General features: G+C 62.8%; 21 protein-coding genes and 1 other RNA gene. 10 read left to right on the top strand and 12 right to left on the bottom strand.

The features are described from left to right. Positions 1–8: 8 nt before the first annotated feature. The gene (locus tag AC1D1L_RS01505) at positions 9–1604 is read right to left on the bottom strand and encodes a cisplatin damage response ATP-dependent DNA ligase (RefSeq protein ID WP_477338230.1); all 1596 of its coding nucleotides are present in this window, start codon (positions 1602–1604) and stop codon (positions 9–11) included. Position 1605: 1 nt separating this feature from the next. Further along, positions 1606–2616, bottom strand: a complete 1011-nt coding sequence (locus tag AC1D1L_RS01500) for a ligase-associated DNA damage response exonuclease (RefSeq protein ID WP_477338731.1) — start codon at positions 2614–2616, stop codon at positions 1606–1608. Positions 2617–2721: 105 nt separating this feature from the next. Here AC1D1L_RS01500 and AC1D1L_RS01495 point away from each other — a divergent pair, with 105 nt between their 5' ends. Together AC1D1L_RS01495 and AC1D1L_RS01490 are read left to right on the top strand one after the other, a co-directional pair. Further along, on the top strand, positions 2722–3651 hold the full coding sequence (locus tag AC1D1L_RS01495) for a methyltransferase domain-containing protein (protein WP_477338228.1): 930 nt from the start codon (positions 2722–2724) through the stop codon (positions 3649–3651). Between the two features lie 108 nt (positions 3652–3759). Continuing rightward, positions 3760–4119: a hypothetical protein gene (locus tag AC1D1L_RS01490; RefSeq protein WP_477338226.1), complete on the top strand. Its 360-nt coding sequence runs from the start codon at positions 3760–3762 to the stop codon at positions 4117–4119. Positions 4120–4131: 12 nt separating this feature from the next. Here AC1D1L_RS01490 and AC1D1L_RS01485 read toward each other — a convergent pair whose 3' ends face one another. From AC1D1L_RS01485 to AC1D1L_RS01455, 7 genes are all read right to left on the bottom strand, one after another. Beyond that, the gene (locus AC1D1L_RS01485) at positions 4132–5073 is read right to left on the bottom strand and encodes a 2-hydroxyacid dehydrogenase (protein ID WP_477338224.1); all 942 of its coding nucleotides are present in this window, start codon (positions 5071–5073) and stop codon (positions 4132–4134) included. A gap of 39 nt (positions 5074–5112) precedes the next feature. After that, the gene (locus tag AC1D1L_RS01480; protein WP_477338222.1) at positions 5113–6741 is read right to left on the bottom strand and encodes an ABC transporter ATP-binding protein; all 1629 of its coding nucleotides are present in this window, start codon (positions 6739–6741) and stop codon (positions 5113–5115) included. Then, complete coding sequence (locus AC1D1L_RS01475; protein ID WP_112560684.1) at positions 6738–7877, bottom strand: ABC transporter permease; 1140 nt, start codon at positions 7875–7877, stop codon at positions 6738–6740. Before AC1D1L_RS01475 ends, AC1D1L_RS01480 begins: the two co-directional genes overlap by 4 nt. Then, a complete protein-coding gene (locus tag AC1D1L_RS01470; protein ID WP_352587065.1) occupies positions 7877–8974 on the bottom strand; it encodes a microcin C ABC transporter permease YejB in 1098 nt (365 codons plus the stop codon). Before AC1D1L_RS01470 ends, AC1D1L_RS01475 begins: the two co-directional genes overlap by 1 nt. A 30-nt stretch (positions 8975–9004) precedes the next feature. Beyond that, entirely contained in the window at positions 9005–10873 is a 1869-nt protein-coding gene (locus AC1D1L_RS01465; protein ID WP_477338220.1) for an extracellular solute-binding protein, read from the bottom strand. Beyond that, positions 10873–12750 (bottom strand): extracellular solute-binding protein, encoded by a 1878-nt coding sequence (locus tag AC1D1L_RS01460; RefSeq protein ID WP_477338218.1) that lies wholly within the window; start codon positions 12748–12750, stop codon positions 10873–10875. Before AC1D1L_RS01460 ends, AC1D1L_RS01465 begins: the two co-directional genes overlap by 1 nt. A 151-nt stretch (positions 12751–12901) precedes the next feature. Continuing rightward, positions 12902–13561: a c-type cytochrome gene (locus AC1D1L_RS01455; RefSeq protein ID WP_477338216.1), complete on the bottom strand. Its 660-nt coding sequence runs from the start codon at positions 13559–13561 to the stop codon at positions 12902–12904. Positions 13562–13752: 191 nt separating this feature from the next. Between AC1D1L_RS01455 and AC1D1L_RS01450 the strand changes: the two genes are divergently transcribed. After that, complete coding sequence (locus tag AC1D1L_RS01450; protein ID WP_477338214.1) at positions 13753–14478, top strand: 3-deoxy-manno-octulosonate cytidylyltransferase; 726 nt, start codon at positions 13753–13755, stop codon at positions 14476–14478. Positions 14479–14510: 32 nt separating this feature from the next. After that, positions 14511–15374: a prephenate dehydratase gene (locus AC1D1L_RS01445; protein WP_112560690.1), complete on the top strand. Its 864-nt coding sequence runs from the start codon at positions 14511–14513 to the stop codon at positions 15372–15374. On the opposite strand, the gene AC1D1L_RS01440 is transcribed toward AC1D1L_RS01445, so the two are convergent. From AC1D1L_RS01440 to AC1D1L_RS01430, 3 genes are read right to left on the bottom strand one after another with little or no spacing between them, the layout of a single operon-like run. After that, on the bottom strand, positions 15371–15676 hold the full coding sequence (locus AC1D1L_RS01440) for a Dabb family protein (protein ID WP_192249856.1): 306 nt from the start codon (positions 15674–15676) through the stop codon (positions 15371–15373). The two genes, AC1D1L_RS01445 and AC1D1L_RS01440, sit on opposite strands and share 4 nt — an antisense overlap. Before the next feature lie 21 nt (positions 15677–15697). After that, on the bottom strand, positions 15698–16639 hold the full coding sequence (nudC, locus tag AC1D1L_RS01435) for an NAD(+) diphosphatase (protein WP_192249859.1): 942 nt from the start codon (positions 16637–16639) through the stop codon (positions 15698–15700). Positions 16640–16676: 37 nt separating this feature from the next. Next, the gene (locus AC1D1L_RS01430) at positions 16677–17096 is read right to left on the bottom strand and encodes an HIT domain-containing protein (RefSeq protein WP_112560693.1); all 420 of its coding nucleotides are present in this window, start codon (positions 17094–17096) and stop codon (positions 16677–16679) included. Positions 17097–17254: 158 nt separating this feature from the next. On the opposite strand from AC1D1L_RS01430, the gene ffs reads away from it, so the two are divergent. The 6 genes from ffs (at position 17255) to AC1D1L_RS01400 (ending at position 22972) form a co-directional block, all read left to right on the top strand. Further along, positions 17255–17351, top strand: an RNA gene (gene ffs, locus AC1D1L_RS01425) — signal recognition particle sRNA small type. Positions 17352–17456: 105 nt separating this feature from the next. Further along, positions 17457–19274: a DNA polymerase III subunit gamma/tau gene (locus AC1D1L_RS01420; protein WP_477338211.1), complete on the top strand. Its 1818-nt coding sequence runs from the start codon at positions 17457–17459 to the stop codon at positions 19272–19274. Positions 19275–19304: 30 nt separating this feature from the next. Further along, positions 19305–19628: a YbaB/EbfC family nucleoid-associated protein gene (locus AC1D1L_RS01415; RefSeq protein ID WP_112560695.1), complete on the top strand. Its 324-nt coding sequence runs from the start codon at positions 19305–19307 to the stop codon at positions 19626–19628. A 216-nt stretch (positions 19629–19844) separates the two neighbouring features. Next, on the top strand, positions 19845–20813 hold the full coding sequence (locus AC1D1L_RS01410) for a cell wall hydrolase (RefSeq protein ID WP_112560718.1): 969 nt from the start codon (positions 19845–19847) through the stop codon (positions 20811–20813). A gap of 97 nt (positions 20814–20910) precedes the next feature. Next, on the top strand, positions 20911–21516 hold the full coding sequence (gene recR, locus AC1D1L_RS01405; protein ID WP_192249870.1) for a recombination mediator RecR: 606 nt from the start codon (positions 20911–20913) through the stop codon (positions 21514–21516). Positions 21517–21694: 178 nt separating this feature from the next. Next, entirely contained in the window at positions 21695–22972 is a 1278-nt protein-coding gene (locus tag AC1D1L_RS01400; RefSeq protein ID WP_477338729.1) for a lytic murein transglycosylase, read from the top strand. Positions 22973–23150: the final 178 nt, after the last annotated feature.

Here is a 23150-nt window from a genome sequence, read left to right as displayed (position 1 = left end):
TACGCCTATCAATCCAACAGTGCCTGCAGCGTCTCGATGCGGTCGGCTTCGGTCGTCGGCTTGTCCCAGCGCAGCCGCGAAATGCGGGGAAAGCGCATCGCGACGCCGGATTTGTGCCGGCTCGAGCGGTTGAGGCCTTCGAACGCCACCTCCAGCACCAGGCCTTGGTTGCGGTCGGCGCGCACCGAGCGCACTGGGCCGAAACGCTCGACCGTGTTGTCCCGGACAAATTTGTCGATCTGCTTCAGCTCCTCGTCGGTGAAGCCGAAATAGGCTTTGCCGACCGGCACCAGTTCTTCCGCGCCTTCCGGCCCCGACCAGACGCCGAACGTATAGTCGGAATAGAAGCTGGAGCGCTTGCCATGGCCGCGCTGCGCATACATCAGCACCGCATCAACGGTGTGCGGATCGCGCTTCCACTTGAACCACGGGCCTTTCGGCCGTCCCGCGAGATAAGGCGAATCCCAGCGCTTCAGCATCACGCCTTCGATGATCGGGTGCGGCGGCGCCTGGCGCAGTTCCTCCAGCGACGGCCAATCGGCGAAGTCGACCAGCGGCGAGAGATCGAAGCGGCTGGGGTCGAGCGCCTTGATGAAGGCTTCGAGGCGAACTCGTCGCTCGCGGAAGGGCAGCCCGCGCAAATCCTCGCCGCCGATCTGCAGCGCATCGTAGCAGCGCATGAAGGCCGGATACTGTTGCTGTATCTTCGGCGTCACGCTCTTGCGGTTCAGCCGCTGCTGCAGGTCCGAAAACGTGCCCGTCGCGGCGGGTTCGCCGACCAGCAATTCGCCGTCGAGCGCGGCGGAAAAATTCATTGCTTCGGCGAGATCCGGAAAGGCGCCGGACACATCGTCGCCGGTGCGCGAATAGAGCCGGCGCACACCGCCTTCGCACACCGCCTGGACACGGATGCCGTCCCATTTCCATTCCGCCGCATAGTCGGCCGGATCGAGCTTTTCGAGATCGCCGTCGCCGACCGGGTTCGACAGCATCACCGGGCTGAACAGGGCAAGCGCCGTCCGCTCGGGCTTCGCGGCCTTGCCCTCCAGCCAGGCGAACAGTGAGGTGTATGGCGGCGTCAGCCCGTGCCACAACTCTTCGATCTCGGCGACATCGACTTTGCCGAGATCGGCCAGCGCCTGTTTGGCCAGCCGTGCCGAAACGCCGATGCGCAGGCCGCCGGTGACCAGCTTGATGATGGCAAAGCGCGCCGAGATGCCGGCGCTGTCGAGCAGGCCGGCCAGCACCTTGGGCCCGTCGGAGCGGCTTGCCGCTTGCAATTTTGCCACCACATCGCCAAGCGTCGGCTCCCGGTTGGGGATATGCCCCGGCGTTTGCGGCCAGACCAGCGACACGGTTTCGGCGAGGTCGCCGACATAGTCGTAGGAATAGCCGAACAGCACCGGGTCCATGCGCTCGGTGACCAGCGTGCGCAGCATGGCTGGCTTGACCGCTGCGATGTTGAGGTCGCCAGTGATGGCCGCCAGCGCCAGACCACGGTCGGGATCCTCGACGCTGCGGAAATAGTCGACCAGCAGCGTCAGCTTGCCGTTGCGCGACGGCGTCAGCACCAGGCGGTCGAGGAGTTCGGCGAAGCGGTTCAACTCAATCGCCCTCGTCCTCATAGCCGACTAGATGCAGCGGCCGCGCGGCGATGCCTTCCAGCTCACACCAGCGCACCAGCGCTTCCTCGCGGCCATGCGTTACCCAGATTTCGCCGGCGCCCGTTTCCTTGATGGTGGCGGTCAGCTCGTCCCAGTCGGCATGGTCGGAGATGATCAGTGGCAGTTCGACGCCGCCTTGCTTGGCGCGCTGGCGGATGCGCATCCAGCCCGACGCAAAGCACGAGATCGGGTCGGGAAAGCGCCGCGCCCAGCGGTCGGCGAAGGCCGATGGCGGGCCGACGACGATGGCGCCGGCGAAATCTTGCTTGCCGCCGCTGTCCACCGTTGCCGGCTCCAGCGTGCCCAAGTCGATGCCCTGGCTCTGATAATATTCGCTGAGTTTCGCCAGCGCGCCGTGGATGTAGATCGGCCTGTCGTAGCCGGCATCAAGCAGCAGCCGCATCACCCGCTGCGCCTTGCCCAGCGCATAGGCGCCAACCAGATGCGATCGCTCGGGAAATTGCGCCGCCGATTTGAGGAGGCGGGCGATCTCTTCCGTGTCGGGCGGATGGCGAAACACCGGCAGGCCGAAGGTCGCCTCGGTGATGAACACGTCGCATTTCACCGGCTCGAAGGGTGCGCAGGTCGCATCCTTCTGGCGCTTGTAGTCGCCGGAGGCGACGATGCGCCTGCCCTTGTGCTCCACCGCGATCTGCGCCGAGCCCAGCACATGGCCGGCCGGATGAAAGGTAACGGTGACGTCGTTCAGCGCCATTGACTCGCCGAGGGCTGCGGCCTGCGTCGTCCCGGCAAAGTCCTCGCCATAACGCAGTCCCATAATGTCGAGCGTCTGTTGTGTGGCCAGCACCGAGCGGTGGCCGGAGCGGGCATGGTCGGAATGGCCGTGCGTGATCAGGGCCCGATTGACCGGCCGCACCGGGTCGATGAAGAAATCGCCGGGCGGGCAATAGAGGCCTTCAGGCCGGGGATGAAGCAGGTCACTCGCGCGCATCCCGTCAAGATAGTGGCTAATTCCGGTGCGGGAAGCCTGTTGCAAGAGACTGCTGACTCGTCCTAGAGCCAGCCACCGGCCGCATCAGCCGGCGGACCCGTCGCCATGCAAACGCTGAAAACCTCGTCCGGCGACCTGACCGCCGACCGCCGTGCCGACTATGCCGAGATGCTTTTCGGCTCGGGCGACCCTGCGGCAGCAGCGGAATTGCTGCTCGGCGCGCTGGAACTGGCGCCGCAATGGGCGGCGGGCTGGTTCCGCCTCGGCGAGATGCAGGAGACAAACGAGCAGTTCGACCTGGCGGCGCAGGCCTGGGCGATGGCGCTGAAACTCGACCCGGCGGATCGCCTCGGGGCGACACTGAAGCTGCAACTGATCGGCAAGGCGCCTGCTGCCGCGGCGCCACCCAGCGCCTTCGTCGAAACGCTGTTCGACCATTATGCCGAAAGCTTCGAGGGCGAGTTGGTCAACAAGCTCGGCTACCGGCTGCCTGAGTTTCTCGATCGTGCCATTCGAGCGGCAAGGCCGGGCGGCTTCTCGCTTGCTCTCGACCTCGGCTGCGGCACCGGCCTGATGGGAGAAAGATTGCGGCCGATCGCCGATCGACTGGTGGGCTACGATATCTCCGCTGCCATGCTGAAGAAGGCGCGCGCCAAGGGTGTCTACGACCTGCTCGCCAAGGCCGACCTGCAGCACTTTGCCTATGCCGGCCCGAAAGCCGATCTGGTGGTGGCGGCCGACGTGTTCATCTATGTCGGTGCGCTCGACGGCGTGGTGAAGGCCGTCGCCGGCATTCTGGCCGCCAATGGCCTGTTTGCCTTTTCCGTCGAGACGCCAGGCGAAGGCGAGGCGGCCGGTGAAGCCGGTTTTGCGCTGCGGCCATCGCGCCGCTACGCCCATTCTCAAGCCTATGTCGAGGGGGTGCTTACCACCAGCGGCCTGTCGGTGCTGTCCGTGCAGCCCACGGTCATCCGCTTGGATCGCCGCCAGCCGGTCGATGGGCTGGCCGTGCTGGCGACGCTATCGTCCGGCTGATGTCTCGTCCTGTTCGAAAATGTGAATAGGATTTTTTCGGCTGGCGCGGCATCAGATAGGATATCTGCCGAGAGAAGGTCCGCTCGGTTCGGTATTGAGGAGAAACCGATGCGCTGGAATATGATGGTCTTGGCGTCTTGCCTGGCGATGACCGGCTGCATGGGCAATTCGATGTCCGAACGACAGGACCAGGACGTGCAATCGTCGCTGCAGTATGACAGCGTGCCTTGCGATCAATTGCTGGCGCAGCGCAACCGGCTGGCGCAGCAATATCATCTTTCGACGGATGCAAAGCCAAGCTTCTCCAATCCGGCGATGGGCTTTGGCCCGTTCACGCCGGATATGCGCTCCAAAGGCAAGCGCGACACCGATCTGGCAAGCGGCAAGATCGACGCCATGAACCGCTCACTAGAACGCCGCGACTGCGGCAAGTCCAACAAGCAGAAGAAGTTCGCCCTGCCTAGCTGAACCTGGACTTTCTCAGTAACCGGCCTTGCGATCCACCAGATTGTCGAGCTTTTCGCCGCGCTCGAAGGCATCCATCTGGCGAAGCATGATCGGCGCCAGATGAACGGGGTCCGAGGTTGCCGCCGCATGCGGCGTCACGAACACTTTCGGATGGCCCCACAGCGGGCTGGTTTTCGGCAGCGGCTCGACCTCGAACACGTCGAGGCTTGCCTCCTTCAACGTGCCGTCATCCAGCGCGCGCAAAATGTCTGCGTCCTTTTGCAGCCGGCCGCGCCCGGCATTGATCAGCACCGAGCCGCCGAGGCCATTGCGCTTGCGCAGTTCCTTCAGCACGCCGTGGTTGATGATGCCTTGCGTGTCCGGCGTCAGTGGCAACAGCACCACCAATATGTCGGTGGCGTTGAGGAAGGGGATCAGTCCGGCCTCGCCGGCATAGGTCGAGACGCCTTTCATGGTCTTGTCGTTGCGCGACCAGCCATTGACGGCAAAACCGAGCGACAACAGCACCGACGCGGCGGCGCGGCCGAGATTGCCGAGCCCCATAATGCCGACCGAGATATCGCCGGCCGGCCGTTGCGGCGGCTCGTGCCAGATCTTCTTCGGCTGCTGCGAGCGGTAGAGCATGCCCTGGCGATGATGGTCGAGCACCCGCCACACGACATATTCGGTCATATACTGGGTAAGATTGTCGGCGACCACTTTGACGATCGGCACGTCGGGCAGGCCGGGATCGGCGAAGATGTGATCGACGCCGGCGCCGATCGAGAAGATGGCGCGCAGATTGGGCAGCGACTTCAAGAGGTTCGGCTTCTGCTTCCACACCACCGCATAGATGATCGACGGGTCCGAAGCACCGTCCGGCTCCAGCACCACCTCGCGTTCCGCCGACAGCAACTCGCGCCAGCGCTGCGGATGAAAGCCGGTGACGGCAAGCAGGATTTTGCCTTTTTCCATTTGCGGATTTTTCTTCCCTGTTAGTCCAGCCTGAACCCGTTATTCGCTGACGATGCCGACCGGCGCCGTCTCGATCCTGAACGCGGCCGAGATCAGCGCCTTGGTATAGTCGGTCTGCGGCCGCTCGAAAATCTGTTCGGCCGGGCCGGCTTCGACGATCTTGCCATTGCGCATGACGATGACGTCGTTGGCAAGGGCGCGAATGACTTTCAGATCGTGGCTGATGAACAGATAGGCAAGGTCGTGCTTGGCCTGCAGATTGCGCAACAGGTCGACCACTTGCGCCTGCACGCTCATGTCGAGCGCCGAGGTCGGCTCGTCCAGCATGACGAAGCGCGGATTGAGCACCATGGCGCGCGCTATGGCGACGCGCTGGCGCTGGCCGCCTGAGAATTCATGCGGATAGCGGTTCCTGGTTGCGGGATCGAGCCCGACCTCCTTCAGCACGTCGACTATCTTGTCGTCGCGCTGGTCGGGCGAGAGTTTCGGCTCGTGGATCTTCAACCCTTCCTCGATGATTTCCGACACCGACATGCGCGGGCTGAGCGAGCCGAACGGATCCTGGAAGACGATCTGCAATTCGCGCCGCAGCGGCCGCATGGCGTTGAACGACAACTGGTTGATATCGCTGCCGTTGAACTGGATGGTTCCCGTCGACGAGATCATCCGGGCCAGCGCCAGGCCAAGCGTCGTCTTGCCGGAGCCGGATTCGCCGACGACGCCAAGCGTCTGGCCGGCGCGCACGGTGACATCGATGCCGTCGACCGCCTTCACATTGTCGACGGTGGTGCGGAAGAAACCCTTCTTGATGGGAAACCAGACCTTGATGTCCTTGCCTGTCATGACAGGCTTCGCGGCATCGTTGGCGGCCGGCGGCTTGCCTTTCGGCTCGGCCGCCAGGAGGTGCTTCGTATAGGTGTGCTGCGGGTTGGCGAAGATCTCCTTGGTCGGCCCGTTCTCGACGATCTTGCCCTTGGTCATCACGCAGACCCGGTCGGCGATCTTGCGGACGATGCCGAGATCATGGGTGATGAACAGCATCGACATGCCCTTGCGGGCCTTCAGCCCCGCCAGCAATTCGAGGATCTGCGCCTGCACAGTGACGTCGAGCGCCGTCGTCGGCTCGTCGGCGATCAAAAGTTCCGGCTCGTTGGCCAGCGCCATGGCGATCATGACGCGCTGGCGCTGGCCGCCGGACAATTGGTGCGGGTAGGCGTCGAGACGTTTTTCCGGCTCGCGAATGCCGACCTCGTTGAGCAGCGCCAGCGTCCGCGCCTTGGCTTGGCGGTCGCCCATGCCCTGATGCAGCGCCAGGATCTCGGCGATCTGCTGCTCGATCGTGTGCAGCGGATTGAGCGAGGTCATCGGCTCCTGGAAGATCATGGTGATCTTGTTGCCGCGCACGCTGCGCAACTGCTTTTCGTTCATCGCCAGCAGGTCGGCACCCTGGAACAGGATCTTGCCGGAGGGATGGCTGGCCGTTGGATAGGGCAAGAGCTTCAGCACCGACAGCGCCGAGACCGATTTGCCGGATCCGGATTCGCCGACCAGCGCCACCGTCTCGCCCTTGGCGAGGTCGAAGGAAATGTGATCGACGGCGATCGACTCGTTGCCGCCTTGCGTGAAGGCAACGCTTAGATCGCGGACGGAGAGCAGGGGCTCGCTCATCGGAACGCCTTGCGCGGATCGAACGCGTCGCGCGTCGCCTCGCCGATGAACACGAGCAGCGACAGCATCAGCGAGATGACGACGAAGCCGGATATGCCGAGCCAGGGGGCGTTGAGGTTGCTCTGCGCCTGTTTTAGCAGTTCGCCGAGCGAAGCGGTGCCGGGCGGCAGGCCGAAGCCGAGATAATCGAGCGAGGTCAGCGTCGAGATCGAGGCGCTGACCAGGAAAGGCATGAAGGTCAACGTCGCGACCATGGCATTGGGCAGAAGATGGCGCAGCATGATGGTGCGGTTGGACACGCCAAGCGCGCGGGCAGCATTGACATATTCGAAGTTGCGAGCGCGCAGGAATTCGGCGCGCACCACGCTGACCAGCGACGTCCAGGAGAACAGCAGCATCAGCCCGAGCAGGATGAAGAAGCCTGGCGGCAGGATGGCGGCAACGATCAGCAAGAGATAGAGCAGCGGTATCGCCGACCAGATTTCGATGAAGCGCTGAAACAGAAGGTCGGTCCAGCCGCCGAAATAGCCTTGCAGCGCGCCGGCCGCGACGCCGATCACCGACGAGCCTGCGGTCAGAATCAGTCCGAACAGAACGGAAATCCTGAACCCGTAGATGATGCGCGCTAGCACGTCGCGCGCCTGGTCGTCGGTACCCAGCCAGTTCCAGTTGCCGACAATGCAGTCAGGATCGGCAGCGCCCTGCGGATACTGGCTGCATCGCTTCTGCGCGTCGTATTCCCACGACGGTTTTGCAGGAGCGGCGTCGGGGATCGCATTGTTGACGGTACGATAGGAATAGCGGATCGGTGGCCAGATCATCCAGCCATTGGCGTTGATCTCGTCGCGGATGACCGGGTCGCGATAGTCGGTGACGGCGTAGAAACCGCCGAATTTTTCTTCGGGGTAGGCGACCGCCACCGGGAACAGGATCTCGCCCTTGTAGTAGGCGACGATCGGCCTGTCGTTGGCGATCAGTTCGGCAAACAGCGACAGCACGAACAGAGCGAGGAATATCCACAACGACCAGTAGCCGCGCCTGTTGGCCTTGAAGTTCTGCCAGCGCCGCAGGTTGAGCGGTGACAGCCAGGGTCGCGCGATCCTTGTCGGTGTCGTCTCGGCTGCGGCCTGCGTCATTAGACGTCTCTCCGCTCGAAATCGATGCGCGGATCGACCCATGTGTAGATCAGGTCGGACAGCAGCGTCACGAACAGGCCAAGCAGCGAAAATATATAGAGGTTGGCGAACACCACCGGATAATCGCGCGCCAACACGGACCTGAAGCCGAGCAGCCCGAGACCGTCGAGGGAAAAGATGTTCTCGATCAAAAGCGATCCGGTGAAGAAGGCCGAGATGAAGGCAGCGGGAAAGCCGGCAATGACGATCAGCATGGCGTTGCGGAACACATGCCCGTAGAGCACCCGCCGCTCCGACAGGCCCTTGGCGCGGGCGGTCACCACATACTGTTTACGGATCTCTTCCAGGAAGGAGTTCTTGGTCAGCAGCGTCGTCGTGGCGAAGGCCGACAGCACCAGCGCCGTCAGCGGCAAGGTCATGTGCCAGAAATAATCGACGATCTTGTCCGGCCACGACAATTGGTCCCAATTGTCGGAGACGATGCCGCGCAGCGGGAACCAGTCCCAGAACGAGCCGCCCGCGAAAAGCACCATCAGCAATATGCCGAACAGGAAGGCCGGTATGGCATAGCCGATGATGATCACGCCGCTGGTCCAGACGTCGAAGGCGGAGCCGTCCTTGACCGCCTTGCGGATGCCGAGCGGTATCGAGATCAGATAGGACAAAAGTGTGATCCACAATCCGAGCGAGATCGATACCGGCATTTTTTCCAGGATCAGGTTGAGCACCGAGATGTCACGGAAATAGCTGTCGCCGAAATCGAAGCGCGCATAGTTCCACAGCATCATGCCGAAGCGTTCGAGAGGCGGTTTGTCGAAGCCGAACTGCTTTTCCAGCTTCTTGATGAATTCCGGGTCGAGCCCTTGCGCGCCGCGGTATTTCGAGCCGACATCGCCGGCCACATCGAAATTGCCGCCACCTCCCGCATCGCCGCCGCCGCTGCCGAGGCGGTCGCTGCCGCCCTGGTTGGTCAGACTGGCGATGACCTGCTCGACCGGTCCGCCCGGTGCGAATTGAGTGACGACGAATGCGACCGCCATGATGCCGAACAGGGTCGGGATCATCAGCAGGATGCGTCGCAGTATGTAGGCGCCCATCAGGCCGCCAGTCCTGCGCGAACGGTCATGTCAGGCTTTGCCAATTTTTGCCGCCTTGCCCTTGTCGACCCACCACAGCGCTTCGACCGGAAAGCCGAAATCGGGTTTCCGCTCGGGAAAGCCGAACATATCCCAATAGGCGCTTCGGTGATTCGCCAGGAACCAACTTGGAATCCAATCGCGTCGTGCACGCAAGACCCGGTCGAGCGCGCGCATGGCAATTGTCAGGCTTTCGCGATCCTCGGCGGCGCCTGCGGCGTCGACCAGGGCGTCGATGGCCGGGCTCGATGTTCCCGGCAGATTGCGTGTTCCCGACAGGGTGGCGGCTCGCGAATGAAAAAACAGTTCCAGATCGTCACGGGTTGGCGTGGCGCCGAAAATGAAGGCAGCCGAAATGAGGTCGTAATCGAACGAATTCTGTCGCAGCTGATACTGCGCCGCATCGACCAGCCGGATCGAGGCATCGATGCCGACCGCCTTCATGTTTTCGATCCAGGGAGAGTAGACCTGTTCGAAAATCTGGTCGTCGACCAGGAACTCTGCCGATAGCCGCCCGCCCTTGTCGTTCACGACGAAATCGCCGGAGCGTTTCCAGCCGGCCTCGGTTAAAAGCTTGGCCGCCTTGCCAAGCAATCGGCGGTCACGGCCGGAGCCGTTCGATACGTCTTGGATCACGGCTTCGCCAAAAGCCTCAGCGGGGATCTGATCTCGCAGCGGTTCGAGAAGAGCCAGCTCTTGCGGCGACGGCAAGCCTTCGGCACGAAAATCGGATTGCTCGAAGCAGGATTGCGAGCGCTCATAGGAGCCGTAAAAGAAATTGCGCCGTGTCCATTCGAAGTCGAAGCAGAGGCCGATCGCCTGGCGCACGCGCGAATCGCGGAACTGCTCGCGCCGCTGGTTGACGGCAGTGGCCTGCATCGAGGGCATGGTTTCAGCCGGGAATTCGTGCTTCACCACCTTGCCGGCAATGAAAGCGGGGAAGTCGTAGCCAGTCGCCCAAATGCGGGAGACGGCTTCCTCCTTGTAGAGGATTTCTCCCTTCTTGAACGCCTCGAAGGAAGCGTTGCGATCCTGATAGAACTCGACGCGGATGCGACCGAAATTGTTCTGGCCGCGATTGACCGGTAGGTCGTTGCCCCAATAACCAGCCACGCGCTCATATTCGATCCACGCCCCCGCCGACCAGCGGCCGACCTTGTAGGCGCCTGACCCCAGCGGCGGGTTCATCTGCGAGGAATCGAACGGGTTGGCAGTATAGAAAGCCTTTGACAGGATCGGGAACGCGACGACGTTGAGGATGGTGCGGCTTGTCTGCTTGCCGGAGAATTTGAGCTGCAGCGTGTGGGTATCCACGGCGATCGCGTCATCCAGATGCGTCAGTGTCAGCGAAAAGTCCGGATGGCCCTTGTCCTTGAGTAGCTTGAAGGTGAAGGCGGCGTCTTCAGCGGTAAGCGGCGTGCCGTCATGGAAACGGGCTTGCGGGCGCAGCGAGAAGGTGAAACCGTTCCGGTCGTCGGAGATCGTCACCCCGTCGGCGATCAGCCCGTAGACGGCGTCAGGCTCGTCATATGCCCTCACCATCAGCGCGTCGAAGCACATCTCCATGCGCTGCGGCGAATCGCCCTTGGGCACGAAACAATTCAGCGTGTTGAAGGTCAGCGGCGTCTGGTTCCAGCCCCAGGTGCGTGGCAGGAAATTGAAGGTGCCACCTTGCGGCGCATCGACATTGACATAGTCGAAGTGGGTGAAGTCCGGTTTGTACTTGAGGTCACCGAAAGCCGATAGTCCGTGCAGCTTCACGCCGGTCGGGCTGGCGGCGAAAGCCTTGCCCGGAAGCAGCGCAGCAGCGGCCGCGGCGCCACCGAGGGCCAGAAAGTCGCGGCGAGGAAGCACCGCCATCAATTGCTGCCCTTGTACTTGGCGGCCAGCGCCTTTTCCTTGTCCGCATCGATCCACCAGGAATCGATGTCGGCGCCACGGTAGCCGGGCTGCTTTTCCGGGATGCCGAACTTGTTCCAGTACGCGAGCCATACCACGGCGCGGTAGTATTGCGGCACGACATAGTAATTCCACAGCAACACGCGATCGAGCGCATGCGTGGTGGCGACGAGGTCATCGCGGTCCGTGGCAAAAATGATGCGGTCGACAAGGTCATCGACGACCTGGTTCTTGATGCCGGAATAGTTGCGCGATCCCGCTGTGTCGGCTGCTTTCGAACTCCAGAAATCGCGCTGCTCGTTGCCGGGCGATTCCGACTGCTGAAGCTGCCCTGTGATGACGTCGTAATCGAAATTTCTGACGCGGTTCGTGTACTGGCTCGGGTCGACGATGCGCAGTGTCGCATCGACGCCGATCTTGCGCAGATTGGCGATCCAGGGGCTGGAGATGACCTGGTCGGTTTCACCCGAGCCGAGGATTTCAAACTTGAATGGCTCGCCGGTCTTGGCGTTGACCATCTTGCCGCCCTTGATCACCCAGCCGGCCTGGGCGAACAGGTCGACCGCCTGCTTCAGATACTTGCGCTCGGCCTGCGGCGAATCGTAGACCGGCAGCTTGAATTCCTGGGTGAACAGTTCGGGCGGCAGCTTGTCGCGGTACTTCTCCAGGATTTCCAGTTCCTTGCCTTGCGGCAGGCCGCTCGAGGCCAGTTCCGTGCCTTGGAAATAGCTGTGGGTCCGGCTGTTGAAACCGAAGAACAGCGTGCGGTTCATCGATTCGAAATCGAAGGGGTAGGTGAGCGCGGCCCTGACCAGACGATCGGCAAACAGCTTATGTCTCTGGTTGAGCATGAAAGCCTGCATCGGCTCGGGCGAGGTGGTCTTGAATTCTTGCTTGATCACGTCGCCGGCCTTGATCGCCGCGAAATCGTAAAACGTCGCCCAGCGCTTCGAGCTGTTTTCCGGCTTGATGTCGTCGAGGCCACCCTTCTTGAACGCCTCCCAGGACGCGTTGTCGTCAAGAATGTAGGTGAAATGCTGGGTGTCGAAATTCTCGCGGCCGATTTTCACCGCCAGCTTGGCGCCCCAATAGTCGGGCACGCGCTGCCAGACGATTTCCGACCCCGCTTTGAAGCTGGCGATCTTGTAGGCCGCCGAGCCTAGCGGCGGTTCCAGCGTCCCCTTGGTGATGTCTCGCTTCTTGCCGTTGGCGTCGGTGCCTTCCCACCAATGCTTGGGCAGCACGACGAGGTCGCCAAGGATCTTGGGCAATTCGCGATTGCCCTTCTGGTCGAAATGAAACTCGACCTCACGGTCCGAGACCGCGACGGCGTCGGTGACGTTTTCGAAATAGCGGCTGTACATCGGGCTGTTGGCCTTCAGCACCTGGAACGACCAGATCACGTCCTCGGTGGTTATCGGCTGCCCGTCATGCCATTTCGCGCGCGGGTCGAGTCGGTAGGTGGCCGAGGAATAGTCGGTCGGGTATTTGTAGGCATCGGCGATGAGCGGGTGGCTGACGCTGCCTTCGTCAGTCGCCTGATCCATCAGCGTGTCGTAGAGCAGGCCGCCGCCAAATGGCTGCAGGCCGGCCGCCGGCGAGCCCTGCACGATGTAGGGATTGAAGCTGTCAAATGTGCCGGAAACGACCGAATTGTAGGTTCCGCCCTTCGGCGCGTCCGGGTTCACATAGTCGTAGCGTTGGAAATTCTCGCCATATTTGGAGGGACCGATCAGCGAGGAGGTGGTGCGCCACTCGTCCGCCAAGGTCGCCTGCAGGCCGCCTGCGAGGGTGGCCACAACCAGAAAGGACCTCAGAAGCGTACGGCCAACCGTCATGCGTTCTCCTCTTCGCGATGCTGGCAATCCTAGATGATTTGAAGCCGGTGAAAACCGCCATGCGCCGGCTTTGTCGCCGCATATGCGATTTTCCTAACAGAAAAGCCGGGCTGAACCCGGCTTTTCTGAGGTCATCGAGATGACAATTCGGTTATTTGGCAGGCGCCGGAGCCGGTGCTGCGGGAGCGGCACCTTCAGCCGGCTTCGCCGGAGCGGCGCCCTCGGCGGGCTTGGCCGGCGCCGTTGCGTCAGCGGCTGCACCGGGGGTTGGCAGGGGCTTCGGGCTGTCCGACAGCGTGCGCAGATAGGCGATGACGTTGGCGCGGTCTTCGTCCTTGGGCAGGCCGGCAAAGCCCATCGCCGTGCCCTTCACGAACTTCTTCGGCGAGGTGATGAAGTGGTTGATGTTGTCATAGGTCCACTTCTCCGCGCCGCCCTTGGAGAATTCCTTCATGCCGGCCGAGTAGGCAAAGCCCTCATGCTCGGCGACCGGGCGGTCGACGATGTCCCAGAGGTCCGGACCGACCTTATTGGGGCCGCCCTTTTCGCCGGAATGACAGGCCTGGCATTTCTTGAACACAGCCGCACCTTGCTCGACATTGGCGGTGGCCAGAAGGTCGGCGATCGGTTTGGCCTCTACGGCAGGTCCGGCGCCACCGCCTTCGGCCGGCTCGGTCGCCTCGATGGCGTAGCCGGGCTTTTCCGGCGCCGGCGAGGCAAACAGCGCGTCAGACACCAGGCCGACCGAGAAAACGACGAAACAAGTTCCGAGCAATCCGGCGAGCAGCTTGTTGACTTCGTTGGAATCCATGCGCCCCTTGCTCCCTTTTCCGGCGGACCGATCGTCCACTCCGTCCGTCGGTATCGTGACCCGCCCCGTCGAGCCGGCCAAATCGGGCGGAAACTAGGTCTTTTGCTCCAGCGTTGCAACACCTATAAGGGCGCTTCCAGTGAGACCTTTTGCCACTTTTCCCATTGTCTTTTCAAACGCCAGCAGCCCCAATGTCCACGCTCATCCTGATCCCGGCCCGCATGGCCTCGACGCGCCTGCCGGGCAAGCCGCTGGCCGATATAGAAGGCGCGCCGATGATCGTGCATGTCGCCCGCCGCGCCGCCGAGGCCGGGCTTGGCCGGGTGGTGGTGGCAACCGACACGCAAAGCGTGGCCGAGGCGGTGCGCGCGCACGGTTTCGAGGCGGTGATGACGCGGGTCGACCATGAATCCGGCTCCGACCGCATTTTCGAGGCGCTGACCGCGCTCGATCCCGGCCGCAAGGTCGAAACCATCGTCAATGTGCAGGGCGACCTGCCGACCATCGATCCCGAAATCATTGGGGCGGCGCTGCGGCCTTTCGAGGACCCTGCGGTCGACATCGCCACGCTCGGCGTCGAGATTGTCCGCGACGAGGAAAAGACCAATCCCAACGTCGTCAAGATTGTCGGTTCACCGCTGTCGGCGACACGGCTCAAGGCGCTCTATTTTACCCGCGCCACCGCGCCCTGGGGCGAGGGGCCGCTCTATCACCATGTCGGTCTCTACGCCTATCGCCGCGCAGCGCTCGAACGCTTCGTCGCGCTGAAACCGTCGCCGCTGGAGCGGCGCGAGCGGCTTGAGCAGTTGCGAGCGTTGGAAGCGGGGATGCGCATCGATGCCGAGATCGTGCAGTCGCTGCCGCTCGGCGTCGACACGCCGGAAGACCTCGAACGCGCCAGACAAATCCTTTCTTGAGACCACAGATCCTTTCAACCTGAGACATCGGCATGCCTGAAAAGACCAACAGAATATCCTTCCAGGGCGAGCCCGGTGCCAATTCCGACACCGCCAGCCGCAACATGTTCCCGTCGATGGAGCCGTTGCCGTGCCCGACCTTCGAGGATGCCTTCAACGCGGTCGAGACCAACAAGGCCGACCTCGCCATGATCCCGATCGAAAACACTATCGCCGGCCGCGTCGCCGACATCCACCATCTGTTGCCGGAATCGAAACTGCACATCGTCGGCGAGTATTTCCTGCCGATCCATTTCCAGCTGATGGTGCTGCCGGGCGTCAAACGCGAAGAGATCAAGACCGTCCACAGCCACATCCATGCGCTGGGGCAGTGCCGCAAATACATCCGCAAGAACGGCTGGAAGCCGGTGGTCGCGGGCGACACGGCGGGTTCGGCCAAGCTGGTTTCCGAGCTCAAGGACCGCACCATGGCCTCGCTCGCGCCCGCACTTGCCGCGGAGCTCTATGGCCTCGACATCATCGAGAAGAATGTCGAGGACACCGACTCGAACGTCACCCGTTTTGTCGTGCTGACCAAGAACAAGCAGTGGGCCGAGCGGCCCTCGGCCGACACCAAAATGATGACGACCTTCATCTTCCGCGTCCGCAACGTGCCGGCCGCGCTCTACAAGGCGATGGGCGGCTTCGCCACCAACGGCATCAACATGACCAAGCTGGAGAGCTACCAGCTGGGCGCTTTCACGGCGACGCTGTTTTATGCCGACATCGAGGGCCATCCCGACGATCCGCTGGTCAAGCTGGCGCTCGACGAACTGCGCTTCTTCTCGCGTGAAGTGCGCATCCTGGGTGTCTATCCCGCGAGCGAGTCGCGCGAGCAGTGGAAGGTCGCGGACTAGACCAAAAGCGCCAGCGGCACGTAGTCGATTTCCATGAAGGTCGCGACTTCCGGCACCCAGCGGTCGCGCACGAAGGCGACGTGGTCGGGATGCTCATTGTATCTGGTGTAGGCCGCCTGATCCGCGAACTCCATCGAGAAGCCGAAGTGATAGTCGTTCTTGGGACTGACCTGCCGCAGCGGCTCGAAATGGGTAACGCCCTTGATCGCGCTGAGAATGCGCTTGGCGTCGGAGAGGAACCGTTTTTCCTCCAGCGAGTACTGCGGGTGCTTCAGGGTGAAAACCACGGTGTGACGGATCATTTCTTGCTCCCGTTATCCCTACTATTCGCTGTCGACCCAGGCGCGGATCAAATGATGCGCGATGGCGCCTTTCGGCGGCGTCACCAGATTGTCCTTATGCGTCCTCTCCAGCATAGAACGGACCTCGTCGCGGAAAAACCAGCGGCAGTCCTCCAACTCGTTCAGGTCGGCCTGGATGTCCTCGTTGAGCGGTTCGCCGAAACAGCCGATCATCAGTGAATAGGGGAACGGCCAGGGCTGGCTGGCGTGGTAGACGACGCGGCCGAGCCTGATGCCGGCTTCCTCCAGCGTCTCGCGGCGCACCGCCGCCTCGATCGTCTCGCCCGGCTCGATGAAGCCTGCAAGCGCCGAATACATTCCCGGCCCGAAATGCCGGCCACGGCCGAGCAGGCATTTCTCCCTTGTCGCCGTCAGCATGATCGCCACCGGATCGGTGCGCGGAAAATGCTCGGTGCCGCAGTTGGGGCAGTGTCGCTTGTAGCCGCCGGCACGCATTTCGGATTCATGGCCGCATTTGCTGCAGAAGCGATGGCTGGCATGCCAGGCAAGCAGCGCCGCCCCTTGCGCCAGCGCGCCCGCCGCCGCTTCATCGATCAACCCCTGCATGTAGACCGAGCGGTAGTCGATGGCCTTGATGGTCTCCGGCAGCTGTTCAGGATCGAGGCCGACCGGCACGGCAAGCACCGGATTGCTCTCCGCAAAGCCGAGCAGCACGCCTTGCGCGAAGGACGGCTGCAGCAACTCGCTGCCGGCGACATCGAACCAAGGGTCGAAGTTGCCGTCGCTGAGTTTCAGATAAAGCCGGCCACCATGCATCGGCAAAAGCCGTGCCGTCGGGTCGGCCAGCGCCTTTTCGACGGAATCATCGGCACGGGTCTCGGATTGCCGGTCGATCGTGTTGCCGGCAAAACCGACAAACTGGCTCGGCTCGCGCAAGGGCGCGTCAAACAGGCGAAAGGTCATGGAGGCTCGAAGGTTCAGGGATGGACACGAGCGCAGTTTATAGCGCCGCCTTTATCTGTTGCGCAAACCGGCGGATTTCGGAGCGTTGATAGGGTTCGCGCATGCCGTGCCCCCATACCGGACCCGGCCAGCCCGGATCGCCTTCCGACCGGGCGATGACATGGACATGCAGTTGCCGCACGATGTTGCCGAGCGCGCCGGTGTTGATCTTGGTGCAGCCAGTGGTTCTTTTCAGCGCCTGCGCCACCATATTGGTCTCGAAGGTCAGCATCGCCTGGTCGAGCGGCGTCATGTCGTGGATTTCCTCGATGCCGGGCCGCTGCGGCACCAGGACCAGCCATGGCCAGCGGCGGTCGTTCATCACTCTGAGTTCGCACAGGCCGAGCCACATCAACTGCTCGCTGTCCGCCTCCAGCCTGGAGTCGAGCGTGAATCCGGCCTTGAGGCCCGGCAGCATTGGCGTTTCCCTTGCGTTTCTCGCATTATTTCCCAAACTCATGAACGCTAGAGCGGCTGCACGGGGGCTGCAAGCGATTCATTGAGGGGCGGAGCTCAAGGGCGTCCGATTCTCATGCACCCTTGCATTTCATCGCGCAATTGCCGATATGGAACGCGGGAGGTTGGTGGTGGACGATCCACTCGCCAACCGGGTCAGGTCCGGAAGGAAGCAGCCCTAACGAGCCCGGAACGGGTCATTGTTCCAGCCTCCCACCTCATCGGCCCCTCTCGCGACATTGACGACGCATTGCAGCGCGGGCGAGACTATTAGCAGGAATCGGCCACCTCGGACGCGGCCTTTTTGGAGCTTTACGGGCGAATGAGCGAAGCCGGAAATTCGGGCCCAGAAAACCTGGATAAGCAAAAGGCCGCCGCCTATCGTGTGCTGGCGCGCAAATACCGTCCGTCGAATTTCTCCGAACTGATCGGCCAGGAGCCGATGGTCCGCACCCTGACCAACGCTTTCTCCACCGGCCGCATCGCCCAAGCCTGGATGCTGACCGGCGTGCGCGGCGTCGGCAAGACGACCACGGCGCGTATCCTGGCGCGGGCGCTCAACTACAAGACGCCGACAGTCGACCAGCCATCGGTCGACCTTGCCGTCTTGGGCGAGCATTGCCAGGCGATCATGGAAGGCCGCCATGTCGACGTCATCGAGATGGACGCCGCCTCCCACACCGGCATCGACGACATCAGGGACATTATCGAGCGCGTGCGCTACGCCCCGGTGTCGGCGCGCTACAAGGTCTACATCATCGACGAAGTGCATATGCTCTCCACCCAGGCCTTCAACGGCCTGTTGAAGACGCTGGAAGAGCCGCCGCCGCACGTCAAATTCATCTTCGCCACCACCGAAATCCGCAAGGTGCCGATCACCGTCCTGTCGCGCTGCCAGCGCTTCGATTTGAGGCGCATCGACGCCGGCGCGCTGGTCGCGCATCTGTCGTCCATTGCCGGCAAGGAAGGCATATCCGTCGACGACGACGCGCTGGCGATGATCGCGCGCGCCGCCGAAGGCTCGGCCCGCGATTCGCTGTCCATCCTCGACCAGGCGATCGCCCATGGCGGCGGCGCCGTCAGCGCCGAGGCGGTGCGCGCCATGTTGGGGCTCGCCGACCGCGCCCGCATCGTCGACCTGTTCGAACATGTGATGAAGGGCGATGTCGCCGCTGCGCTCGCCGAATTCCGCAACCAGTACGACACCGGCGCCGACCCGGCCGCGGTGCTCATCGATCTGGCCGAATTCAACCATCTCGTCACCCGGCTGCGCTTCGTGCCGACGGCCGCTGACGATGCCTCCCTGTCCGAGGACGAGCGCCGGCGCGGCGCCGACTTCGCCAGCACGCTGTCGGTCAAGGTGTTGTCGCGGACCTGGCAGATGCTGTTGAAAGGCATCCCAGAGGTGCAGTCTTCCAACCGCCCAGTCAGCGCAGGCGAAATGGTGCTGATCCGGCTGGCGCATGCCGCCGACCTGCCAACCCTGGACGAGGCGCTGAAATCGCTGGAGAGCGGCGCTTCCGTCTCGAGTGGCACACCGCGTCCGAACGGTGCGCCGACGAGCCCAGGCAATGGCGGCGGCGCAAGTGCCGTGGCGCAGACGCGGATGCCGTCGCCCGGCAGCGGCGCGCAGACGATGCGCCTGGTCGAGCCCGAACCGCTGCCGGCCAGCTTCGTTGCGCCCCCGGAGCCGGTCGTTGAGACGCCCCCAGTGCCGGTGAAATCGCTGGCCGACATCGTCGCCCTTGCCGACCAGCAGCGCGACATGGCCTTCAAGGTGCAGGTCAAGCGCTGCGTGCGACTGGTGCGCATCGAACCCGGCCGGATCGACGTCAGCCTGACCGACGATGCGCCGAAAATGCTGCTCAACGAGCTGACCGCCAAGCTGCGCGCCTGGACCGGCCGCAACTGGCTGGTGTCGCTGTCGAAGGAAGAAGGCGGCCAGACGCTGGCCGAGATGGAATCGACCAAGCGCGAGACCGCTTTCTCCGATGCGAAAAGCGACCCGACAGTCGCCGCCATCCTGGCGCGCTTTCCCGGCGCCAAGATCATCGACGTGCGCATTCCAGACGCGCCGGACGTCGATACGGACAAGGCCGAAATGCCGGTCGAGCCACCGGGCGACGACGACGAAACCTGACCACAGCACGAATCCGCAAAGGACCCGACCATGAAAGATCTTCTCGGCCTGATGGGCAAGGCGAAGGAAATGCAGGCCAAGTTCCAGGCCATGCAGGACGAGATCGCCACGCTTGAAGCAAGCGGGCAGGCCGGCGGCGGCCTGGTCAGCGTCACGCTGACCGGCAAGTTCGAGATGAAGTCCCTGAAGATCGACCCGTCCCTGTTCAAGGAGGATGATGTCGAGATCCTAGAAGACCTGCTTCTGGCCGCCCACAATGACGCCAAAAATAAGGTCGAGCAGATCATGCAGGAGAAGACCAAGGCGCTGACGGCAGGCTTGCCGATCCCGCCCGGAATGAAATTGCCGTTCTGAGCCGGCTTCACCAGTTAATTGATTATGAACGGAAATCGGCTGCGGGGGCTATTGTTAAGACTTTCTCCGGCTTTGCTCACGCGGACATATCCGGGCATTTATAAAGTTTTACCTGTGCTGCACGAATGCTAATCCTTTAGCCATCTTTTTGCCTTTAAGAGTCTCATTCTTGCCACATCCTGGGACGGGCGGCATCTGGAAAATGAGGCACTTTTGTTGATCGCGACGCGATGGAAGACGCCGCTGTTGCTCGGCATCATCTTCTCCCCTTTGTTCCTGGCGGGTTGCAGCCAGACCACGTCTTCTCACGGCATGTCGGTCGCCAGCCTGACCGACGCCATAACCCCCAGCTTCCTCTCAACGCGCGCCTACCGCAACACGCCGAAGGAGAAGGAATGCCTTGAGCGGGCAATGTTCTTCGAGTCCAACCGGTCGAGTCGCGACGGCATGATCGCCGTCGGCACGGTGGTGATGAACCGGCTGCGCTCCGGCAATCATGGCAGCACCATTTGCCAGGTGGTCGGCGAACCGGGCCAGTTCGCGCCCGGCGTGATGACGCGGCCGATGAATTCCAAGGCGATGCCCGATGTCGAGGAAGCCGCCGAGGCGGTGCTCAAGGGAGAGCGCAAGGCCAAGCTGAAGAACACGATGTACTTCCACACAGCCGGCCTGAAGTTCCCCTACAAGAACATGCACTACACCATGGTTGCCGGCGGCAATGCTTTCTACGAGAAGCGCGGCCGCAACTGGCAGCCGCTGCCGGATGAACCGACGACCATGGTTGCTTCAGTGACGCCGCGCGCGCCCGTGGCTGAAGCGCCCGTGCAGGTGGCTTACGCCGAGCCGGTGGTGAAAACGATCGTCCGTCCGGACCCCGCCAAGCAGGCTGCGGCAGTTCGCGCGGCCAAGGCTAGCCAGGCCCCGGTCGAGCAGACCTATGTGACGGCTGCAGTGGCGCCCGCCAAGGGCGCCCGCGTCGCCACCAAGCAGACGGAAGTGGCGATGCAGGAGCCGATGGCCGAGCCCGATGCCTCGCGGTTCGGTGGCACGCTGAACGCCCGCTACATCACCTCGGTACCTTCGGCGACGCAGGAAGCGTCGATGGGCTTCCAGTCGACGCCCGAGAACACCGACGCCATCGGCGCGATGATCGTCGACCAGACCCGGCCAGCGTCAGCTTACTAAGGTCCGCAGCATTTTCAGAGCCCGCCATGGCAGCGTGGTGGGCTCTGTGCGTTTGGTGCATGTTTCAAAGCGCGCCGAAAAATCCTAGATCAGTGCGATGTCCAAGCGAATCGCCGGTCCCGAGATCGAACGCCTGATCCAGCTCCTGGCCAAGGTGCCGGGGCTCGGGCCGCGTTCGGCGCGGCGCGCGGCACTGCACCTCATCAAGAAGAAGGAGCAGCTTTTGTCGCCGCTCGCCGCAGCCATGGCCGAGGCCGCCGACAAGGTGCGCATCTGCACGACCTGCGGCAATGTCGACACAGCAGATCCCTGCATGATCTGCACCGATCCGCGCCGCGATGCCTCAACGCTGATCGTCGTCGAGGACGTGTCGGATCTATGGGCGCTGGAGCGGGCAGCGGCGATGAACGTGCGCTACCACGTGCTCGGCGGCACGCTGTCGCCGCTCGACGGCATCGGCCCCGAACAACTCAACATCCGCTCGCTGGTCGACCGTGTTGCCGGCGGCGAGGTGAAGGAGGTGATCCTCGCCGTCAACGCCACGGTCGAGGGCCAGACGACGGCGCACTATCTGACCGACCAGCTCTCGGGTTTCGAGGTCAAGGTGACCAGGCTCGCGCATGGCGTGCCGGTTGGCGGCGAGCTGGATTATCTCGATGAGGGCACACTGGCCGCCGCGTTGCGATCGCGGACGGCGTTTTGACGCAATTGGCGGGGAGGGTGCTGCTGAGATGACTGCATCCCTTCGCGCCCTCCTCTGTCCTGCCGGACATCTCCCCCGCAAGGGGGGAGATCAGATGTCATCGCAGCTTTCGCCAATCACCCACGTTGCAAGAAGACCGTCGCCAATGAAGCTGCCAATCTCCCCCCTTGCGGGGGAGATGTCCGGCAGGACAGAGGGGGGTGTGAAGGAACGCAAACCTCTCAGATTGGCCCTACTTTTATTTTTCACAGCCCTCGCCGCTCTCCTCCTCATCTCCCCCGCCCCGGCCGCCAAAATCGACGACCAGTTCCGCGCCTGGCTGCAGACCGACCTTTGGCCCGAAGCAAAAGCCAAAGGCATCTCCAAAGCCACCTTCGATGCCGCCTTCGACGGCGTGAAGCCCAACCTCAAATTGCCCGACCTCGTCCTACCCGGAGAAAAGCCCAAAACCCCGCAAAAGCAGCATCAGGCCGAGTTTGGCTCGCCTGGCGCCTATTTCGCCGAAAAAACGGTGCGCGCCGTCACCGCTGGCGGCCGTACGCGCGAGGCGACCAACGCCAGGACGCTGGCCGCCATCGAGAAACGCTACGGCGTGCCGGGTGAAGTGCTGTTGGCGATCTGGGGCCGAGAGACCGGATTCGGCGCCGCGAAAATGCCTTACGACGCGTTCGAGGTGCTCGGCACCAAGGCGTTCATGTCGACCAAAAAAGACTTCTTCCGTACTGAAGTGCTGGCCGCACTCGAAATCGTCGAGCGCGGTCTGGCGCCGGTCGGCGCCATGAAATCGTCATGGGCCGGCGCGCTCGGCCAGCCGCAATTCATGCCGACCTCGTTCCTGAAGCATGCCGTCGATTTCGACGGTGACGGGCGCCCCGACATCTGGAATTCGACGCCTGATGTGCTGGCCTCGATCGCCAACTATCTCGTCCACTACGGCTGGGTGAAAGGCCGGGGCTGGGGTTTCGAGGTGACGGTGCCGGAGAGCGTCTCCTGCTCGCTCGAAGGTCCCGACCAGGGCAAGAAAATCTCAGCCTGGGCGGCGATGGGCATCAGCCGTGTCGGCGGCAAAGCCTTTCCAGCCCGCGAATTGAAGGCCGAAGGCTTTCTCCTGATGCCCGCCGGGCGCAGCGGCCCGGCCTTCATCGCCACGCCCAATTTCTACGTCCTGAAAGAGTACAACACCAGCGACCTCTACGCCCTGTTTATCGGCCATGGCGCCGACCGCATCGCCGATGGTGACTCAAATTTCGTCGGCAGCTGGGGTCCGGTCGGCGGTCTGCATCGTTCCGACATCGCCGCCTTGCAGCGGGCGCTGGAGGCCAAGGGCTATGATGTCGGCAGTGCCGACGGCCTGCCCGGCTTCAAGACCCGCCGCTCGATCGGCAGCTGGCAGGAAAAGAACGGCCGCGCCGCCACCTGCTTTCCCGACACCGATCTGGTCGCCGCGATCAAGTAGCACAGAGAAGACCAGATTCTGCCCCGTCGGAGGCTGCAATCGGCCGGCCATGCTTCGACAACCGTCGCGCATTCCGCTTCAATATGCCGGCTCATAAAATGCCCGTTGCCGGTTGGAGGGCTGCCGGATAGGGTGTTGACCAACTGGACAAAAACCAACACGGTAAGGGGTGAACGGT

The sequence above is a fragment of the Mesorhizobium sp. P2_D6 genome (genome assembly GCF_056404315.1).
The sequence above is the reverse complement of the archived record's forward strand: the minus strand, read 5'-3'. Positions and strand labels throughout refer to the sequence as shown.

Coding starts and splice junctions, on each gene's coding strand:
- AC1D1L_RS01415 (WP_112560695.1), top strand. CDS start 19,305: ATGAAAGATCTTCTCGGCCTGATGGGCAAGGCGAAGGAAATGCAGGCC.
- nudC (WP_192249859.1), bottom strand. CDS start 16,639: ATGACCTTTCGCCTGTTTGACGCGCCCTTGCGCGAGCCGAGCCAGTTT.
- AC1D1L_RS01470 (WP_352587065.1), bottom strand. CDS start 8,974: ATGGGCGCCTACATACTGCGACGCATCCTGCTGATGATCCCGACCCTG.
- AC1D1L_RS01490 (WP_477338226.1), top strand. CDS start 3,760: ATGCGCTGGAATATGATGGTCTTGGCGTCTTGCCTGGCGATGACCGGC.
- recR (WP_192249870.1), top strand. CDS start 20,911: ATGTCCAAGCGAATCGCCGGTCCCGAGATCGAACGCCTGATCCAGCTC.
- AC1D1L_RS01480 (WP_477338222.1), bottom strand. CDS start 6,741: ATGAGCGAGCCCCTGCTCTCCGTCCGCGATCTAAGCGTTGCCTTCACG.
- AC1D1L_RS01400 (WP_477338729.1), top strand. CDS start 21,695: ATGTCCGGCAGGACAGAGGGGGGTGTGAAGGAACGCAAACCTCTCAGA.
- AC1D1L_RS01455 (WP_477338216.1), bottom strand. CDS start 13,561: ATGGATTCCAACGAAGTCAACAAGCTGCTCGCCGGATTGCTCGGAACT.
- AC1D1L_RS01450 (WP_477338214.1), top strand. CDS start 13,753: ATGTCCACGCTCATCCTGATCCCGGCCCGCATGGCCTCGACGCGCCTG.
- AC1D1L_RS01500 (WP_477338731.1), bottom strand. CDS start 2,616: ATGCGCGCGAGTGACCTGCTTCATCCCCGGCCTGAAGGCCTCTATTGC.
- AC1D1L_RS01465 (WP_477338220.1), bottom strand. CDS start 10,873: ATGGCGGTGCTTCCTCGCCGCGACTTTCTGGCCCTCGGTGGCGCCGCG.
- AC1D1L_RS01440 (WP_192249856.1), bottom strand. CDS start 15,676: ATGATCCGTCACACCGTGGTTTTCACCCTGAAGCACCCGCAGTACTCG.
- AC1D1L_RS01420 (WP_477338211.1), top strand. CDS start 17,457: ATGAGCGAAGCCGGAAATTCGGGCCCAGAAAACCTGGATAAGCAAAAG.
- AC1D1L_RS01485 (WP_477338224.1), bottom strand. CDS start 5,073: ATGGAAAAAGGCAAAATCCTGCTTGCCGTCACCGGCTTTCATCCGCAG.
- AC1D1L_RS01460 (WP_477338218.1), bottom strand. CDS start 12,750: ATGACGGTTGGCCGTACGCTTCTGAGGTCCTTTCTGGTTGTGGCCACC.
- AC1D1L_RS01430 (WP_112560693.1), bottom strand. CDS start 17,096: ATGCTGCCGGGCCTCAAGGCCGGATTCACGCTCGACTCCAGGCTGGAG.
- AC1D1L_RS01495 (WP_477338228.1), top strand. CDS start 2,722: ATGCAAACGCTGAAAACCTCGTCCGGCGACCTGACCGCCGACCGCCGT.
- AC1D1L_RS01445 (WP_112560690.1), top strand. CDS start 14,511: ATGCCTGAAAAGACCAACAGAATATCCTTCCAGGGCGAGCCCGGTGCC.
- AC1D1L_RS01475 (WP_112560684.1), bottom strand. CDS start 7,877: ATGACGCAGGCCGCAGCCGAGACGACACCGACAAGGATCGCGCGACCC.